Annotated in this window: 16 protein-coding genes; 10 read left to right on the top strand and 6 right to left on the bottom strand. The window is 72.1% G+C overall.

All coding sequences use genetic code 11. From position 1 onward, the window contains the following. Nucleotides 1–173: 173 nt before the first annotated feature. The 5 genes from ACFWP3_RS16645 (at nucleotide 174) to ACFWP3_RS16625 (ending at nucleotide 5,176) form a co-directional block, all read left to right on the top strand. A complete protein-coding gene (locus ACFWP3_RS16645) occupies nucleotides 174–1,112 on the top strand; it encodes a cellulose-binding protein (RefSeq protein ID WP_030386920.1) in 939 nt (312 codons plus the stop codon). A gap of 102 nt (nucleotides 1,113–1,214) precedes the next feature. Continuing rightward, complete coding sequence (locus tag ACFWP3_RS16640) at nucleotides 1,215–2,255, top strand: ABC transporter ATP-binding protein (RefSeq protein ID WP_384221187.1); 1,041 nt, start codon at nucleotides 1,215–1,217, stop codon at nucleotides 2,253–2,255. Nucleotides 2,256–2,257: 2 nt separating this feature from the next. Then, a complete protein-coding gene (locus ACFWP3_RS16635; protein WP_384221184.1) occupies nucleotides 2,258–3,037 on the top strand; it encodes an ABC transporter permease subunit in 780 nt (259 codons plus the stop codon). Between the two features lie 145 nt (nucleotides 3,038–3,182). Next, entirely contained in the window at nucleotides 3,183–4,310 is a 1,128-nt protein-coding gene (locus tag ACFWP3_RS16630) for an ABC transporter ATP-binding protein (protein WP_384221182.1), read from the top strand. Then, the gene (locus tag ACFWP3_RS16625; protein WP_384221179.1) at nucleotides 4,307–5,176 is read left to right on the top strand and encodes an ABC transporter permease; all 870 of its coding nucleotides are present in this window, start codon (nucleotides 4,307–4,309) and stop codon (nucleotides 5,174–5,176) included. Before ACFWP3_RS16630 ends, ACFWP3_RS16625 begins: the two co-directional genes overlap by 4 nt. A gap of 31 nt (nucleotides 5,177–5,207) precedes the next feature. Here the strand turns inward: ACFWP3_RS16625 and ACFWP3_RS16620 are convergent, their stop codons facing one another. Further along, nucleotides 5,208–5,534, bottom strand: coding sequence for an ATP/GTP-binding protein (locus ACFWP3_RS16620; protein ID WP_384221177.1), 327 nt, complete (start codon nucleotides 5,532–5,534; stop codon nucleotides 5,208–5,210). 252 nt (nucleotides 5,535–5,786) lie between these two features. Here ACFWP3_RS16620 and ACFWP3_RS16615 point away from each other — a divergent pair, with 252 nt between their 5' ends. Continuing rightward, nucleotides 5,787–6,818 (top strand): LLM class flavin-dependent oxidoreductase, encoded by a 1,032-nt coding sequence (locus ACFWP3_RS16615; protein ID WP_384221174.1) that lies wholly within the window; start codon nucleotides 5,787–5,789, stop codon nucleotides 6,816–6,818. A 56-nt stretch (nucleotides 6,819–6,874) separates the two neighbouring features. Here the strand turns inward: ACFWP3_RS16615 and ACFWP3_RS16610 are convergent, their stop codons facing one another. Next, entirely contained in the window at nucleotides 6,875–7,267 is a 393-nt protein-coding gene (locus ACFWP3_RS16610) for an SCO5389 family protein (RefSeq protein ID WP_069921977.1), read from the bottom strand. A gap of 220 nt (nucleotides 7,268–7,487) precedes the next feature. Between ACFWP3_RS16610 and nucS the strand changes: the two genes are divergently transcribed. Then, complete coding sequence (gene nucS, locus ACFWP3_RS16605; protein WP_384221172.1) at nucleotides 7,488–8,159, top strand: endonuclease NucS; 672 nt, start codon at nucleotides 7,488–7,490, stop codon at nucleotides 8,157–8,159. A gap of 67 nt (nucleotides 8,160–8,226) precedes the next feature. Here the strand turns inward: nucS and ACFWP3_RS16600 are convergent, their stop codons facing one another. The 3 genes from ACFWP3_RS16600 to ACFWP3_RS16590 form a co-directional block, all read right to left on the bottom strand. Then, complete coding sequence (locus tag ACFWP3_RS16600) at nucleotides 8,227–11,076, bottom strand: ATP-binding protein (protein ID WP_384221170.1); 2,850 nt, start codon at nucleotides 11,074–11,076, stop codon at nucleotides 8,227–8,229. A gap of 182 nt (nucleotides 11,077–11,258) precedes the next feature. Beyond that, nucleotides 11,259–11,582 (bottom strand): STAS domain-containing protein, encoded by a 324-nt coding sequence (locus tag ACFWP3_RS16595; RefSeq protein ID WP_384221167.1) that lies wholly within the window; start codon nucleotides 11,580–11,582, stop codon nucleotides 11,259–11,261. Nucleotides 11,583–11,767: 185 nt separating this feature from the next. Then, the gene (locus ACFWP3_RS16590) at nucleotides 11,768–12,616 is read right to left on the bottom strand and encodes a 3-hydroxyacyl-CoA dehydrogenase family protein (protein ID WP_384221164.1); all 849 of its coding nucleotides are present in this window, start codon (nucleotides 12,614–12,616) and stop codon (nucleotides 11,768–11,770) included. A 210-nt stretch (nucleotides 12,617–12,826) separates the two neighbouring features. Here ACFWP3_RS16590 and ACFWP3_RS16585 point away from each other — a divergent pair, with 210 nt between their 5' ends. Continuing rightward, nucleotides 12,827–13,399: a cob(I)yrinic acid a,c-diamide adenosyltransferase gene (locus tag ACFWP3_RS16585; protein ID WP_384221162.1), complete on the top strand. Its 573-nt coding sequence runs from the start codon at nucleotides 12,827–12,829 to the stop codon at nucleotides 13,397–13,399. On the opposite strand, the gene ACFWP3_RS16580 is transcribed toward ACFWP3_RS16585, so the two are convergent. Next, a complete protein-coding gene (locus tag ACFWP3_RS16580; protein WP_384221160.1) occupies nucleotides 13,396–13,941 on the bottom strand; it encodes a hypothetical protein in 546 nt (181 codons plus the stop codon). The genes ACFWP3_RS16585 and ACFWP3_RS16580 overlap by 4 nt on opposite strands. 102 nt (nucleotides 13,942–14,043) lie before the next feature. Here ACFWP3_RS16580 and ACFWP3_RS16575 point away from each other — a divergent pair, with 102 nt between their 5' ends. Beyond that, nucleotides 14,044–15,294 carry a sensor histidine kinase gene (locus tag ACFWP3_RS16575; RefSeq protein ID WP_384221157.1) on the top strand — a complete coding sequence of 417 codons (1,251 nt, stop codon included), beginning with the start codon at nucleotides 14,044–14,046 and terminating at the stop codon, nucleotides 15,292–15,294. Then, the gene (locus tag ACFWP3_RS16570) at nucleotides 15,291–15,947 is read left to right on the top strand and encodes a response regulator (RefSeq protein WP_384221155.1); all 657 of its coding nucleotides are present in this window, start codon (nucleotides 15,291–15,293) and stop codon (nucleotides 15,945–15,947) included. Before ACFWP3_RS16575 ends, ACFWP3_RS16570 begins: the two co-directional genes overlap by 4 nt. The last annotated feature ends 158 nt before the right edge of the window (nucleotides 15,948–16,105 follow it).

Here is a 16,105-nt window from a genome sequence, read left to right as displayed (position 1 = left end):
CCTGATGGAGGTTCAGGCGAACGAGTGACAAGCAATCCGTCGCCTTGCCACTCAAAAGGGGTGTCATTGTCCAGATCAAACGTGGATTGACTCGATGACACGCCGCTCGGGCGCCTAGGATTCCCCTTAACACCTCACGTAGCACCTCATCGGTCTCATTCGACAGGAACCCCATGAGCGACACTTCCTCCCCCTTCGGCTTCGAGCTCGTGCGGCGTGGTTACGACCGCGGTCAGGTGGACGACCGCATTACCAAGCTGGTCTCCGACCGCGACAGCGCCCTTGGACGTATCAACTCTCTGGAAAAGCGGATCGAGGAGCTGCACCTCGAGACGCAGAACGCCCAGGCCCAGGTGAACGACGCCGAGCCGTCGTACGCCGGCCTCGGCGCCCGGGTCGAGAAGATCCTGCGGCTGGCCGAGGAGGAGGCGAAGGACCTGCGCGAGGAGGCCCGTCGCGCGGCCGAGCAGCACCGTGAGCTGGCCGAGTCGGCTGCCCAGCAGGTGCGCAACGACGCCGAGTCGTTCGCCGCCGACCGCAAGTCGAAGGCGGAGGACGAGGGCGTCCGCATCGTCGAGAAGGCCAAGGGCGACGCCTCCACCCTGCGCGCCGAGGCCCAGAAGGACGCGGCCTCCAAGCGCGAGGAGGCCGACGCGCTGTTCGAGGAGACCCGCGCCAAGGCCGCCCAGGCCGCCGCGGACTTCGAGACGAACCTGGCCAAGCGCCGCGAGCAGTCGGAGCGCGACCTGGCCTCGCGTCAGGCCAAGGCCGAGAAGCGCCTCGCGGAGATCGAGCACCGGGCGGAGCAGCTGCGCCTGGAGGCCGAGAAGCTCCGTACGGACGCGGAGCGCCGGGCCCGGCAGACCGTGGAGACCGCACAGCGCCAGGCCGAGGACATCGTGGCCGACGCCAACGCCAAGGCGGACCGTATCCGCAGCGAGTCGGAGCGCGAGCTGGCGGCGCTCACCAACCGCCGCGACTCCATCAACGCGCAACTGACCAACGTCCGCGAGATGCTGGCGACGCTGACCGGTGCGGCGGTCGCGGCCGCCAACCCGATCGTCGACGACGAGCCGGTCACCCGCGGCGTCCCGGCGCAGCAGAGCCGCTAGCCGGACCGCCGGGAGCCGCTCGCACCCGCGAGCTCCGTTCGAGGGCCGTATGTCACCTGTTTGAGGTGGCGTACGGCCCTTCGGCGCTCTAGCGTGGCCCGCATGATCGAGCTTGAGGGCCTTACCAAACGATTCGGCGCGAAGACCGCCGTGGACAACCTCAGCTTCCAGGTCAGACCGGGGGTGGTGACCGGCTTCCTCGGCCCCAACGGGGCGGGCAAGTCGACGACCATGCGCATGATGCTCGACCTCGACAATCCGACCAGCGGTACGGTCCGGATCGACGGGAAGCACTACCGGGACCTGCCGGAGCCACTGAAGTACATCGGAGCGCTGCTCGACGCCAAGTCCATGCACGGTGGACGCAGCGCCTACAACAACCTGCTCTGCCTCGCGGAGTCGAACCGGATCCCGAAGCACCGGGTCGGGGAGGTCCTGGACCTGGTCGGGCTGACGCCCGTCGCGAAGAAGAAGTCCAAAGGATTTTCCCTGGGGATGGGCCAGCGGCTGGGAATCGCCTCCGCGCTGCTCGGTGATCCGGAAATCCTGATGTTCGACGAACCCGTCAATGGTCTGGACCCCGAGGGAATTCTCTGGATCAGGAATTTGATGAAGGCGCTGGCGGCGGAGGGTCGGACGATCTTCGTCTCCTCCCACCTGATGAGCGAAATGGCGCTGACCGCAGACCATTTGGTTGTCATCGGGCAGGGAAAGCTGCTGGCAGACCTGTCGATGGCCGATTTCATCCACCAGAACTCGCGCAGCTACGTCCGGCTGCGCTCGCCCCAGCAAGAGCGGCTCAAGGACGTCCTGCACGAGGCGGGCATCGACGCCATCAGCGTCCCGGCCACCGGTGCGCTGGAGATCGACGGCGTCGGCCCGGAGCGGCTCGGCGAGCTGGCGGCCCAGCACCAGATCGTGCTGCACGAACTCAGCCCGCAACGGGCTTCACTGGAGGAAGCGTTCATGCGCATGACGGCGGACTCCGTCGAGTACCACGCCCACGCGCCGGGCCTGCCGGGTGCCACGGGCACCCCGGGCATCCCGCCGGGCATGGCCGCCGACAACCCGGCCCGGCCGGCCGACGTCCCCGCCTGGGGCGCCGGCTCCGGCTTCGACGCGCAGCGCAAGGGCGGCGAGTGACCATGTCGTCCTTCCCCGCCGTCCTCAAGTCCGAGTGGACCAAGATCCGTACGGTCGCCTCCACGATCTGGACCCTGGCCGCAGCCCTCTTCGTCACGGTCGGCATCAGTGCCGCCCTGTGCGCGCTCGTGAACAGCACCTTCCAGGACATGCCGCCCGAGGAGCGGGCCACCTTCGACCCGACCCTGACCAGCTTCGCCGGGATGACCCTCGGCCAGCTCGCCATGATCGTCTTCGGTGTGCTGGTCGTCGGCAGCGAGTACAGCTCGGGCATGATCCGCACCTCGCTGGCCGCCGTGCCGCGGCGCGGCAGCTTCCTCGTCGGCAAGCTGCTCGTGGCGACCGGCCTCGCGCTGATCGTCGGCCTGGTCACGAGCTTCCTGTCCTTCTTCATCGGACAGGCCATCCTGGGCGACCGCAGCATCGCCATCGACGCCCCGAACGTCCTGCGCGCGGTGATCGGCGCCGGCCTCTACATGGCGATGATCGCCCTGTTCTCCATGGGCGTCGCCGCGATGCTGCGCAGCTCGATGCTCTCGCTCGGCATCCTGATGCCGTTCTTCTTCCTGGTCTCGAACATCCTCGGCCTGGTCGAGGCGACCCGGAAGGTCGCCCAGTACTTCCCGGACCAGGCCGGATCCATGATCATGCAGGTCGTCCCCGGGGCCATGGGCAGCGAACCGCCGCCGTACGGCCCGTGGGGCGGCTTCGGGATCATGGCCCTGTGGACCCTGGCGGCGGTACTCGGGGGCTACCTCGTCCTCCGCAAGAGGGACGCCTGACCTCCTGCCCGCGTACTACGGGTGATCCCCGGGTCGGTCTCAGGGGCGGCTCAGGGATCGGCCCGGGACGGAACCGCGGAGGACTCGATATCCTCTTAATCCTTACGCGGGCGAGAGTCGTCCCGGCCTGGTAAGGGGCAGCAAGATGATCGAGGCAGTCGGCCTGACCAAGCGCTTCGGCGCCAAGACCGCCGTCGACCAGCTGTCGTTCCAGGTCAGGCCGGGTCACGTGACCGGTTTCCTGGGGCCGAACGGCTCGGGGAAATCCACCACGATGCGCATGATCGTCGGCCTGGACCGGCCCACGGCCGGTCATGTCACGATCAACGGCAGCCCCTTCCGGGAACTGCCGAACGCCCAGCGGCACGTCGGGGCCCTGCTCGACGCCAAGGCCATGCACGGCGGCCGCCGGGCCCGCACGCACCTGCTGTCCATCGCCCAGCTCTCCGGGATCCCGGAGAAGCGGGTAGACGAGGTGCTGGCCGTGGTCGGCCTCCAGGACGTCGCCCGGCAGCGTACGAAGGGCTTCTCGCTCGGCATGGGCCAGCGGCTCGGCATCGCCACCGCCCTGCTCGGGGATCCGCAGGTGCTGCTGTTCGACGAGCCGGTCAACGGGCTGGACCCCGAGGGCATCCTCTGGGTCCGCAACCTGATGCGCCGGCTCGCCTCCGAGGGCCGCACCGTCCTCGTCTCCTCGCACCTGATGAGCGAGATGGCGCTGACCGCCGACCACCTGATCGTGATCGGCCGGGGGCGGCTGCTGGCCGACATGGGCACGCAGGAGTTCATCACGCACAACTCGGCCGGATTCGCTCGGGTGCGTGCGGCCGACACCGATCGCCGTGGCCGGGACACGCTGGGTACGGAGCTCACCAAGGCGGGCGGACGCGTCCTCCAGGAGCCCGACGGAGCACTGCGCGTGACCGGCCTGGAGCTCCCCCGCATCTCGGACCTCGCGCACGAGGCCGGCGTACGGCTGTGGGAGCTGTCACCGCACCGGGCCTCGCTGGAGGAGGCGTACATGCGGATGACCCAGTCCTCGCTGGAGTACACCTCCACCGATGACCCGCGGGCCGAGCTGTGGGAGCCCGAGCCGCTGACCGTACCGGCTTGGGAGGACGAGACGGCCGCCCCCGAGGTCCCGCGGGCGGGCTTCTTCGCGCCGCCTCCGCCCGAGGAGGGCGGCCGGCCCTTCCTGATGCCCAGCGACCCCGGCGCGCTCGCGCGGGCCGCCCGGAACACCGCCGCAGACAGCCACGAGGACTCCCGATGACCGCCCCCACGCCCACCGGCGCCACGCCCAGCGGCGCGACGACCACCGCGCAGGAGCGGCCGCGGGACTACAGCTCGCCGCTGCCGACCCCGCGGCCGCACCTGGGGCACGCGCTGGCCTCGGAGTGGACCAAGATGGTCTCGGTCCGCTCCACGCTGTGGACGCTCGGCTCCTTCGTCCTGACCGTCGTCGGCATCGGACTGCTGTTCGTCGCCCAGACCAGCTCCCCGGACTACGTGCAGATCTCCTACACCACCCCGGCCCTGTTCGGCCTGCTCGTCGGGCAGATCGCGATGATGGTCCTCGGCGTGCTGACGATCACCTCGGAACACGCCAGCGGGCTCGTGCGGACCACCTTCACCGCCGCCCCAGAGCGGCACCGGGTGCTCACCGCGAAGTACCTCGTCTTCGGCATCACGGCCTTCGTCACCACCGTCGGCTCGGTGTTCCTGGTCGGCATCGCCGCGGCCCTGGTGCACGGCGGCTCCGGCGCCGGGGTGCACCGGCTCAGCGAGTGGTCCGGCTCGCTGCTGGGCTGTTTCTACGTCACCCTGCTCGGGCTGCTCGCCCTGTCCGTCGGAGCGCTCGTACGGCATTCCGCCGGGGCCATCGCCGTGATGCTGGGCGTCGTCACCCTGCCGCCGGTGATAGGCGCGATGCTCAGCTACTGGGAGGCGTCCGAGCCCCTGGGCCGGGCGATCGTCGAGCACAACGTGCCGGCGGCGCTGATCCAGCTGTTCGGGATGCAGGAGGGCCCCACGGGCGGGCCGATGCCCAGCATCGTCTCGCACATGGTGATCATCCTGCTCGTCACCGGCGGCGCGGTGACCGCCTCGTACATGACGGTCGCCCGCCGGGACGTCTAGTGCGCCGGCCGGCCGTCCAGTACTTCGGCGTCTAGTACTTCGGCGCGTTGCGGGACCGCTGCACCTTCGAGGTGCGGCGGTCCTTCGCGTTCCAGCAGGCCTTGTGCCAGTGCCGGCGGTCGTCCACGCCGCCGTACTCCGGCCAGGCCACCAGGTGCGGGGTGCCGGAGGGGATCTCCTGGTCGCAGCCCGGGCAGCGGTAGCGCTTGCCCGCCGCGCTCGCGCCCGCGACGTGCCGGACCTTCCACTGCTCGCCCTGGTACTCCTCGGTGCGCTCCAGCCCGTAGCGGTCGAAGCCGGTGCTGGGGCGTTCGTCCGGAGTCTCGCCGCCCCTGGGGCGGTTGTGGCGCGGTGACACGTATACCTCACGGAAGGGCGGACGGCAGTGACTTTCTCCCAGACTACGCGCAGCGAGGCCGGGTACCCGCAGGGTGTCTGAGGAAGGGGCGGCCCACCGCAGGGGAGCCGCCGGGCACCCGAACGGGAATCGCCCGACAATCCCAATAACTTTCCTGTCAGCCCGTGCCTTTGGCACGTGTCAGACGTTGTTGCCATAGGAAGAACCGGTCCACCTGGGGAGGCCGCGTCAGCCGCGAGGAGGGTAAAGGCGATGCGCGTAGGAGCGTTTGTACTGGCGGCCCAGTTCCCGGGTCAGGGACAGGGAGAGGCACTGCACCGGGCGGTGCGGACCGCCGAGGTGGCCGAACAGGCCGGGCTCGACTCGGTCTGGCTCGCCGAGCACCACTTCGTCCCGTACGGGGTCTGCCCCTCGGCGGTGACGCTGGCGGCCCTGCTGCTGGGCCGCACCAGGCGGCTGCGGGTGGGCACGGCGGTCAGCGTGCTGCCGAGCACGCACCCGGTGGCCCTCGGCGAGCAGGCGGCCCTGCTGCACCTGACCTCGGGCGGGCGGTTCAGCCTCGGTGTGGGCCGGGGCGGGCCGTGGGTCGACCTGGAGGTGTTCGGGGGCGGCCTGGACGCGTACGAGAACGGCTTCCCGGAGGCCCTGGACCTGCTGCGCCGCTGGCTGACGGAGGCGCGGGTGGGGTCCGCGGGCGAGCGGTTCGGCTTCCGCGAGGTGGCCGTCGTACCGCGCCCCGCGGAGACCCTGGACGGGGACGCGGCGGGCCCGGAGGTGATCGTGGCCTGCACCTCGCCCTCGTCGGTACGGATGGCCGCGCGGCGGGGGCTGCCCATGCTGCTCGGCATGCACTGCGGGGACGAGGACAAGGCCGGCATGGTCGCGCTGTGGCGGTCCTCGGCGCTGGCGGCGGGCCACTCCCCCGAGTACGTCGCCGCCGCGGGCCACGTCTCGGCCGGGGTCTGCCAGCTGGCGGACCGTACGGCGGACGCCCGCGAGACGCTGCTGAAGGCACTGCCGGGCTGGCTCAAGCAGGGTCTGGACGCGCACGTGACCGTGGACGGCCGGGTACGCGCGATGCGGGACCCGGTCGCGTACACGGAACTCCTGTGCGACCTGCACCCGGTGGGCACCCCGGAACTGGCGCTGGACCGGCTGGCGGCCACCTCCGAGCGGACCGGCATCACGCGCTTCGCCCTCCTGACGGAGGGCTCGGGCGATCTCGCCGCGACGGAGGAGAACGTACGGCGCCTCGGCGTCGAAGTCCTGCCCCGTCTCGGCTGAGACCTACCGTCCGGCGGTGCCGGGTGCCGTCCGGCCCGATCGACCGGACAGCACTCTTAGCAGTCCCGCAGCTCGGGCGACTGGTTGAGCAGCTGACCACGGATCGAAGTGAACTTGGCCAGCCGGTCGTCCACCGAGGAGTCCAGCGGGAACACCGCTACCCGGTGACAGTTCTGGAACGCCAGGCGCACTCCGAAGTGCCGCTGCAGAGCACCGCGTATCGCATCGCTCGCGAGAGCGCGCAGCAGCTGCCCGCGCGCCTGCTCGTCGGGCGGCGGCGTCTGGTTGTCGGCGAACTGTCCGCCGTCCACCTTCAACTGGGCCACCAGCGAGCTGATCATCTCCCATGCGTAAGGCAGGGAGGTCCGGACGCAGTCGACGAAAGCGGCTTCATCGACCTCGCCTCGCTCGGCCTGTTCGAGTAGGGCCGGTGAGACGTCGAGCGACATGGGTTCTCCTCTCGTGACCCCGGCCGTTTGGGTTGCCGGAGTCTGACGGGCAGGGAAGGAGGCCGCGACGCAGCGTGCACGCTCCGCAACCTCCCGCTCACCACGGTAGGCGCCCCATGGGTGACGCACCAGGAGAATGCGCATACAACGCGCCATCGGCGAAGGGGGCTTTCAGGGGCGAATCGCGTGGAGCGCCGTCCGTCGAGTAGCGTTGCCGACCATGCGTCTCGTCATTGCCCGCTGCTCCGTCGACTACGCGGGCCGGCTCACCGCCCATCTGCCCTCGGCACCCCGTCTGATCCTCGTGAAGGCCGACGGCAGTGTCTCGATCCACGCGGACGACCGGGCGTACAAACCGCTCAACTGGATGTCGCCCCCGTGCACCCTCAAAGAGGGGAGCGGTGACGGCGCCGGTGTGTGGACCGTCGTCAACAAGGCGGGTGAGAAGCTCATCATCACCATGGAGGAAGTCCTCCACGACTCCTCCCACGAGCTCGGCACCGACCCGGGGCTCATCAAGGACGGCGTGGAAGCACACCTCCAGGAGCTCCTCGCGGACCGCATCGAAACGCTGGGCGAGGGCTACACGCTGATCCGCCGCGAGTACATGACGGCGATCGGGCCGGTGGACATCCTGTGCCGCGACGCCTCCGGCGCGACGGTGGCCGTGGAGATCAAGCGGCGCGGCGAGATCGACGGCGTCGAGCAGCTGACCCGCTACCTGGAGCTGCTCAACCGCGACCCGCACCTGGCCCCGGTCCGCGGTGTCTTCGCGGCCCAGGAGATCAAGCCGCAGGCCAAGGTGCTGGCGACGGACCGCGGGATGGACTGCGTGGTCCTGGACTACAACGCGATGCGCGGCATCGAGGACGACAAGCTGCGGCTGTTCTGACCCGCCGCGCCGCCCCGCGCCCTCCCCCTCACGATGGCTCCGTCCCCCGGGACGGAGCCATCGGCGTTCAGGGGCCGGTGGCGGTGGCCGACGCCGTGCCCGTACCCGTGCCCGCGGTGGCCGTCGGAGTCGGCTGGGCGGTCTCCGTCGGCGACGGCGAGGGGGACGGATCCGCCGTGGTCGGCGTCGGCGAGACCGGCGAGGAGGCCGGGGGCTGCGGCGGGGTGGACTGCGGGCGGCGCGAGGGCGTACGGGACGGGGTGCGGCCCGGGGTCGCGGCGGCGCTCTCCCCCGGGGCGGTGGACTGCGACGGCGGGGCCGCCGGGTCGGAGGGCTCGGTAGCAGGATCGTTCCCGCTGGCCGCCGGCACCACCGGCTGGGTCGCCGACCGGGTCGGGGTGACCGACACCGCCGGGGTCTGCGTCGCGGGCGGGGCCGAGGAGTCGGAGGAGCTGAGCGCGAGGCTCACCGCCGTGCCGAGCGCGACCACGGTGAGCGCGCCGGCCCCGGCCAGCAGCACCCGGCGCCGGCGGGCGGCCCCCTCGTCGGGAGCCGGTGCGGCGGCGGGCCGGGGGGCCGCGACGGGCTCGGGCTTCGGCGATATCGGGAAGGCGTCCTCGAACACCTCGGACAGGGTCGAGGGCGTCTCCTGACGCCGGATCACGGGCACCACCGGGGACACCCGCGTCACGGCCTCGGAGGACACGGCCCCGGGCACACCGGGAACCGCCATGCCCTTGGTCGCCCCCAGGCCACCGCCGCCCCCCGGCCCGGTCCCGGTCCCCACACCAGGCCCGCCGAGCCCGGCCCCCGAGGCCGGCCCGGCCCCCGCGAACGCCCCTCGCCCGGCCCCGGTGCCACTACCCGCGCCGGGCCCGGTCCCAGCGCCCAAGCCGGTCCCCGCGGCCAGGCCGCTGCCCGCGCCCGTGCCGTTCCCGGCGGACCCGTCACGCCCGGCACCCACGCCGCTCCCGGCGCCCAGGCCGGACCCGGCACCCGTGCCAGTCCCCGAACCCAGACCGCTGCCCGCACCCAGGCCGGACCCGGCGCCCACGCCGATCCCCGCGCCCAGGCCGGAGCCCGCGCCCGTGCCGGTCAGTGCGGACGGGCCCGTCTTGGCGGCGGGGCCGGCGGGGCCCGCAGGGGCGGCGGGCGCGGGGGTGGCCGGGGGTGTGCCGGGGCCCGAGGCCGCGGGCAGGATCGCGGTGTCCGCCTCCGCCGTCGCGGCCGGCGGCTCCAGCCGCAGCGGCGGCGACACCGCCACCCCCGCGGCCTCCTGGTCCACGACCAGCGCCAGCGCCCTGCGGCCCGCCACGGTGCCCCGCTTGTCGGCCAGCGCCCCGCGCAGCCCGATCGAGGTCTCCAGCTCGGCCCGCGCCCGGTCCAGGCGGCCCTCGCACAGGGCGAGCACGCCGAGTTCGTGGTGGAAGTACGCCTGCTCGGCGACCTCGCCCGCCTTGCGCGCGGCCTCGGCGCCCGAGCGCAGCACCCGCTCCCACGCCTCCCAGTGCAGCGAGGCCGCGAACGCCGGGGCCGCCGTGCGCGCCAGCAGCACGGCCGCCACCACGTCCGCGCCGGACAGCGCGCACAGCACCGCGTCGGCCTCGGCCGCGACCCGCTCCGGTGTCACCGACGAGTGCCCGGTCCACCAGGCGTAGTGCCGGGCGGCCGTACGGGCCTCCTCGGCCGCCGTGTCCCCGTACCCGACCTCCTCCAGCTGCCGGGCGACGCCCGCGGCCAGCCGGTAGCGCGTGCCGACCGGGGTGATCAGCCCGCACTCCAGCAGTTCCGCCACCGCCGAGTCGGCGTGGGTGTCCCCCACCAGCGCCGGCAGGTGCGCGTGGTGCGGCAGCTCCCCGCCCAGCGCGCAAGCGATCCGCAGGGCGGCGCGGGCCGACTCGCTGACCCGGGAGGCCAGCAGCTCCGCGGGGGCCGCGCCCTCGGCGAGCGTCGGCAGCGGCACCTCCACGGCCTCGCGGGGGCGCTCGTCGAAGACGCCGGGCTCTTCCTCGTCGTCGTCCTCGGGGGTGCGGTTGAGCTCGTCGCGCTGCCGCAGCATCGCCGCGGCCTGTACGAAGCGCAGCGGGAGCCCTTCGGAGGCGAACCGCAGGTCGGTCGCCCAGGCGGTCTCCGCGTCGGTCAGCGGCCTGCCCAGGCCCGTCTCCAGCAGCTCCAGGCAGTCGGCCTTGCCCAGTCCGGCGAGGAAGACCTCCTCGAGGTGCGAGTCGTCCGAGGGCGACCGGGTGTCGGGGGTCGCGGCCAGCAGGTAGGCGCACTCGGGGGTGGCGTGCAGCAGCTCGTCGAGGGCGGGCCCGCCCATCTCCAGGTCGTCGAGGAGGACGATGGCGCCGATGTCCCGTACGCGGGCCAGGAGTTCGATCCGGTCGGGCCGTCTGCCCGGGGCCTCGTACACGGCCGCGTACAGCGCGTGGAGCAGCTCGCCGGGCTGCTGGTGTCCGTGGCCGGAGAGGCGTACGACTCCGTCGGGGGCGAGGCCGGCGCAGCGGGCGGCGACCGCGTCCAGCAGGGCGGTGCGGCCGGAGCCCGAGGGTCCGGTCAGCCGTACGGAGCGGCCCCGGCCCAGCAGCCGTACGAGCCGCTCCCGCTCCTCGTCGCGCTCCAGCAGCGGCCGGGCGGGGGCGGGGACGCCGGGCAGGACGGGCGGGCGGGCGGCGGCGTCGCGGGCGGCGCGGGCGGCCGCGTCGCGCTTGGCGGGGCGGCCGGGGCGGGTGCCGGGCCGGAGCGGCTCGATCTCGCTGCCGTCGACCGGGTTGACGGTGAGCGTGAAGTCGCCGGCGGTGAGCGTGACGACCCGGGCGGGCGCCGTGGGCGCGGGCGGGGATCCGGGTATCGCGGGCAGCGCGGCGGCGCCCCCGGGCTGCTCTTCCGGATGGGCCTGCCGCTGTATGTGGTCCATGACCATGTCCCCCGATCGCGCCGTGCGCCTCGCCGCCGTACCGCCCGGCCTTCGCACACGCCGCTGTCGCTACTGGTCCGGTTTCCGCCCGAACCCTAGACGGTGGCCGGTCGTGCGGGGAACCGTGGGGGTGCCATCACCACCGGACCGTTACGTTTCAGCAGGAAAACGGAACGCTTAGTTCACGCGCGGGGCAGGGACTCCGCTTCCAGCCCGCCCTCGATCGAGAGGATCCGGTGCAGACGGGTGGCCACGAGCAGCCGCTGCATCTGGGGCGGCACCCCGCGCAGCACGAGGCGCCGTCCGGTCCGGCCGGCCCTGCGGTGTGCGCCCATGATCACGCCGAGGCCGGTCGCGTCCCAGGAGTCGAGCCCGGTGAGGTCGAGCACGAGGTCGCCGTGGCCGTCGTCGAGGGCGGTGTGGAGGACCGTACGGGCGTCCGCCGCGCTGCGCACGTCGAGGCGGCCCCCGACGACGAGTTCGGCGTGGTCGCCCCTGATGTGCATGTGTACTCCCGGCGGTACTGCGTACGTGTGGTCCGACTGGTCCGTGGTCGGCAACTCTCACTGCAACTGACTGCCGCACGGGCAGGGAAGTTGCCGACCGTGAGCGAACCGATACCTAATTCACCCCGAGGGGTGAAGGCATTCGAACAAAGGTGCTCGGTGGCAGGGCCTTGCGGCCCGACGCGTCAGTGCTTGTAGAAGCCCTGGCCGCTCTTGCGGCCGATGTCCCCGGCGTCCACCATCCGGCGCATGAGCTCCGGCGGCGCGAACTTCTCGTCCTGGGACTCGGTGTAGATGTTGCTGGTGGCGTGCAGCAGGATGTCGACGCCCGTGAGGTCGGCGGTGGCCAGCGGGCCCATCGCGTGCCCGAAGCCCAGCTTGCACGCGATGTCGATGTCCTCGGCGGAGGCCACGCCGGATTCGTACAGCTTGGCGGCCTCGACGACCAGCGCGGAGATCAGACGGGTCGTCACGAAGCCGGCGACGTCGCGGTTGACGACGATGCAGGTCTTGCCGACGGACTCGGCGAACGCGCGGGTGGCGGCCAGGGTTTCGTCGCTCGTCTTGTAGCCGCGGACGAGCTCGCAGAGCTGCATCATCGGCACGGGCGAGAAGAAGTGCGCGCCGACGACCCGCTCCGGACGCTCCGTCACGGCCGCGATCTTGGTGATCGGGATGGCGGAGGTGTTGGAGGCGAGGATGGCGTCCTCACGGACGATCTTGTCGAGGGCCCGGAAGATCTCGTGCTTGATCTCGATCTTCTCGAAGGCGGCCTCGACCACGATGTCGACGTCGGCGACGGCGTCGAGGTCGGTCGTGGTGGTGATGCGGGCGAGGGAGGCCTCGGCGTCCTCGGCCGACAGCTTGCCCTTGGAGACGAACTTGTCGTACGAGGCCTTGATCCCGTCCGTGCCCCGGGTCAGCGCGGCGTCGGTGACATCGCGCAGGACGACGTCCCAGCCCGCCTGAGCGGAGACCTGAGCGATCCCGGACCCCATCAAGCCGGCACCGATGACGGCAAGCTTCCCAGCCACTGCACACCCCACGTTCTCGAAATAGCCACGGTCTCGGAGGCCCGGCCCCGGAAGGGCCCGGTCTCACAGCCACTCCGGCGGAGACTAGCGTCCGGCCGGTGCGGTGTGACCGTGAAGTAACACGCGTCACGTCTCAGATGACGGACATCACACCGGTACGGCCCAGCAGTGCGGCGGATGCCCGCAGTTGACCCGGACTACCCTGGCGGCATGGTGAACCTCACGCGCATCTACACCCGTACCGGCGACAAGGGCACGACCGCCCTCGGCGACATGAGCCGCACGGCCAAGACCGACCTGCGCATCTCCGCATACGCCGACACCAACGAGGCAAATGCCGCGATCGGGACGGCGATCGCCCTCGGCAGCCTGCCGGCGGAGGTCGTGAAGGTCCTGGTCCGGGTACAGAACGACCTCTTCGACGTCGGCGCGGACCTGTGCACCCCGGTGGTCGAGGACCCGCAGTACCCGCCGCTGCGCGTGGAGCAGTTCTACGTCGACAAGCTGGAGGCGGACTGCGACGTCTTCAACGAGGAGCTGGAGAAGCTGCGCAGCTTCATCCTCCCCGGCGGCACCCCCGGCGCCGCCCTCCTGCACCAGGCCTGCACGGTGGTCCGGCGCGCCGAGCGCTCCACCTGGGCGGCGCTGGAGGTGCACGGAGAGGTGATGAACCCGCTGACCGCCACCTACCTGAACCGCCTGTCCGACCTCCTGTTCATCCTGGCCCGTACGGCCAACAAGGAGGTCGGGGACGTGCTGTGGGTGCCGGGCGGCGAGCGCTAGGAGACCTGGCCCGCAGGGGCCTTCTTCGGCCACACCGTGTAGGCGACGGCGATCAGCGCGTGGATGCCCACCACGCGCAGGGCGCCGTACTGCCAGGCCTGAAGCGAGCTGACGTCGCCCGCGTCGCCCACGTACCAGATGGCGGCCTGGAGGAGGCCGAGGGCGACGGCGGCCGCGATGACGGTCCGGATCCACAGCCGCCACTCGTGGGCGGCCCGCGCCTTCCCGTATCCGGCACCGGGCGGCTTGGGGCCGCCGGCCAGCCGGTACGCGGCGTGGCCGTCGAGCCACTTGATCGTGTAGTGGCCGTAGGCGACGGTGTAGCCGATGTACAGCGCGGCGAGACCGTGCTTCCAGTCCGGCGAGGCCCCGTTCTTGAGGTCGAGCGTGGTGACCACCAGCAGGACCAGCTCCATCACCGGCTCGCACAGCAGGACCGCCGCGCCGAGCCGGGGCATCTTCGCGAGGTAGCGCAGGGCCAGGCCTGCGGCCAGCAGCACCCAGAAGCCCACCTCGCAGGCGATGATCAGCGTGACGATCACGGGACTCTCCGTTCCACTCGGGACTGACGCTTCCCTTACAGGCTCCCGTCCGGTCCGGCCCGTTTCGTCGTCGCCGGTGAGGAAAGGCCGCTGCATCCTTCGATGTACCGGCAACTCGGCCTCTCCGCCGAGGTCGGCGCCGCGCGCACCCTGTTGGATGGGACCGTGACCAAGAAGAGCCTGCGCCCCCACCGCCACGACGTCCTCCTGGCCGTGGTCGGCGTGCTCTCGGGCCTGGTGATGTGGTCGCTGGGCGTCTACAGCAGCAGCCAGCGGACCTACCTGCCCGCCTGGGCCGCCCTGGTCCCCCTCGCGGTCCTGGGCGCGATGGAGCTGCTGCGCCGCTCCAGGCCGTCGGTGGCGCTGACCGTCGGCACCCTCGGGGTGATCGCCAACGAGTTCACGGTCGGCAGCCTCATCACCGTCCTGATCTTCACCGACCTGATGTACGCGGCCGTCGTGTACGGATCGCCCGCGACGGCCCGGCGGCTCCCGATCAGCACCGGCCTGGTCACGGTGGCCGTCACCATCGGCTTCCTGGCCTGGCTGCGCACCCCGCAGGCCCTGCTGATCGGCGTGGTCACCGGCCTCGTGAGCTTCGCCCCGGCGCTGACCGGAGCCACCCTGCGCAATCATCGCGAGGCCGCGGAGGCCGCCCGGCTGCGCGCCGAGCAGACCGCACTGCTGGCCGAGATGGACCGCAGCCAGGCGGTCGCCGCCGAACGGGCACGGATGGCCCGGGAGCTGCACGACATGGTGGCCAACCACCTGTCCGCGATCGCCATCCACTCCACCGCCGCGCTCTCCATCGACCGGGCCGACACCAGTCGCGAGGCGCTCGGGGTGATCCGGGAGAACAGCGTGCAGGGCCTGGCCGAGATGCGGCGCCTGATCGGGCTGCTGCGGGACGCCGGAGCCGGGCAGGAGGCGGTGGCCCTGCCCACGCTGGACGGCCTGGACGCCCTGCTGGGGCAGGCCCGTACGAACGGTTCGGGGAGCGGGCTGGACTTCGTACTGCACGACGACCGGCCACCGGGGGAAGGGGCGCTGCCGGCCCCGGTGGACCTGGCCGCGTACCGGATCGTGCAGGAGTCGCTGACCAATGCCCTCAAGCACGCCGTCGCCGGCACGGTCACCGTCCGCGTGGCCCGGGCGGACGGCCTGCTGACCGTGGCGGTGGACTCCCCCTACGGGCACCGCACCGGTCCGCGGGCACCCGGCTCGGGCGCCGGGCTGATCGGCATGCGGGAGCGGGCGGAGCTGCTGGGCGGGGAGTTCTCCGCGGGGCGGACCGGCGGGACGTGGCGAGTGCGGGCGACCCTGCCCGCCGAGGAGAAGGCGGTGGAGGCATGAGCATCAAGGTGCTGGTCGCGGACGACCAGAGCGCGGTACGGGCCGGGCTGGTCCTCATCCTGCGCAGTGCGGGCGGTATCGAGGTGGTGGGCGAGGCGGCCGACGGGGAGGAGGCGGTGCGCCTGGCCCGTGAGCTGCGGCCGGACCTCGTACTGATGGACGTGCAGATGCCGAGGCTCGACGGGGTGTCCGCGACCCGGCAGGTGGTCGCGGAAGGGCTGGCCGACGTCCTGGTGCTGACCACCTTCGACCTCGACGAGTACGTCTTCGGGGCGCTGCGGGCCGGGGCGGCGGGCTTCCTGCTGAAGAACGCGGAGGCCGCGGAGCTGGTCGAGGCGGTACGGACCGTCGCGCGCGGGGAGGGCCTGATCGCCCCGGCGGTGACCCGGCGGCTGATCGCGGAGTTCGCGGCTCCGGCGCGACCGGTACGCGGCACGGTGCCGCCGGAGCGGGTGGCCGCGCTGGAGTCCCTGACCCGGCGGGAACGGGAGGTGCTGGGGGCGCTCGGCGAGGGCCTGTCGAACGCGGAGATCGCCGTCCGGCTGGAGATGGCCGAGGCGACGGTCAAGACCCACGTCAGCCGCCTGCTGGGCAAGCTCGATCTGCGCAGCCGGGTCCAAGCGGCCGTCATGGCACAGGAGTTGGGGCTGTAGCGCAGGCCCGCCGAGGGGCCGGACACAACCGGTCTGGACCTCTTGACGCTTGGTCCAGACCTTTCTACGCTCACCGCAACAACTGTGGTGAGCGTGCCATGACAAAGCGTGCTCACGGGCGGCGCAGGTCCCACCCCCATGTCGAAGTCGGCCCCACG

The organism is Streptomyces sp. NPDC058525 (assembly GCF_042719495.1).
GTDB lineage: Bacteria > Actinomycetota > Actinomycetes > Streptomycetales > Streptomycetaceae > Streptomyces.
The sequence above is the reverse complement of the archived record's forward strand: the minus strand, read 5'-3'. Positions and strand labels throughout refer to the sequence as shown.

What these genes read in the sequence shown, in the direction of transcription:
- ACFWP3_RS16645 (WP_030386920.1), top strand. Translation starts at nt 174, where the DNA reads ATGAGCGACACTTCCTCCCCCTTCGGCTTCGAGCTCGTGCGGCGTGGT.
- ACFWP3_RS16640 (WP_384221187.1), top strand. Translation starts at nt 1,215, where the DNA reads ATGATCGAGCTTGAGGGCCTTACCAAACGATTCGGCGCGAAGACCGCC.
- ACFWP3_RS16635 (WP_384221184.1), top strand. Translation starts at nt 2,258, where the DNA reads ATGTCGTCCTTCCCCGCCGTCCTCAAGTCCGAGTGGACCAAGATCCGT.
- ACFWP3_RS16630 (WP_384221182.1), top strand. Translation starts at nt 3,183, where the DNA reads ATGATCGAGGCAGTCGGCCTGACCAAGCGCTTCGGCGCCAAGACCGCC.
- ACFWP3_RS16625 (WP_384221179.1), top strand. Translation starts at nt 4,307, where the DNA reads ATGACCGCCCCCACGCCCACCGGCGCCACGCCCAGCGGCGCGACGACC.
- ACFWP3_RS16615 (WP_384221174.1), top strand. Translation starts at nt 5,787, where the DNA reads ATGCGCGTAGGAGCGTTTGTACTGGCGGCCCAGTTCCCGGGTCAGGGA.
- ACFWP3_RS16610 (WP_069921977.1), bottom strand. Translation starts at nt 7,267, where the DNA reads ATGTCGCTCGACGTCTCACCGGCCCTACTCGAACAGGCCGAGCGAGGC.
- nucS (WP_384221172.1), top strand. Translation starts at nt 7,488, where the DNA reads ATGCGTCTCGTCATTGCCCGCTGCTCCGTCGACTACGCGGGCCGGCTC.
- ACFWP3_RS16600 (WP_384221170.1), bottom strand. Translation starts at nt 11,076, where the DNA reads ATGGACCACATACAGCGGCAGGCCCATCCGGAAGAGCAGCCCGGGGGC.
- ACFWP3_RS16595 (WP_384221167.1), bottom strand. Translation starts at nt 11,582, where the DNA reads ATGCACATCAGGGGCGACCACGCCGAACTCGTCGTCGGGGGCCGCCTC.
- ACFWP3_RS16585 (WP_384221162.1), top strand. Translation starts at nt 12,827, where the DNA reads ATGGTGAACCTCACGCGCATCTACACCCGTACCGGCGACAAGGGCACG.
- ACFWP3_RS16575 (WP_384221157.1), top strand. Translation starts at nt 14,044, where the DNA reads ATGTACCGGCAACTCGGCCTCTCCGCCGAGGTCGGCGCCGCGCGCACC.
- ACFWP3_RS16570 (WP_384221155.1), top strand. Translation starts at nt 15,291, where the DNA reads ATGAGCATCAAGGTGCTGGTCGCGGACGACCAGAGCGCGGTACGGGCC.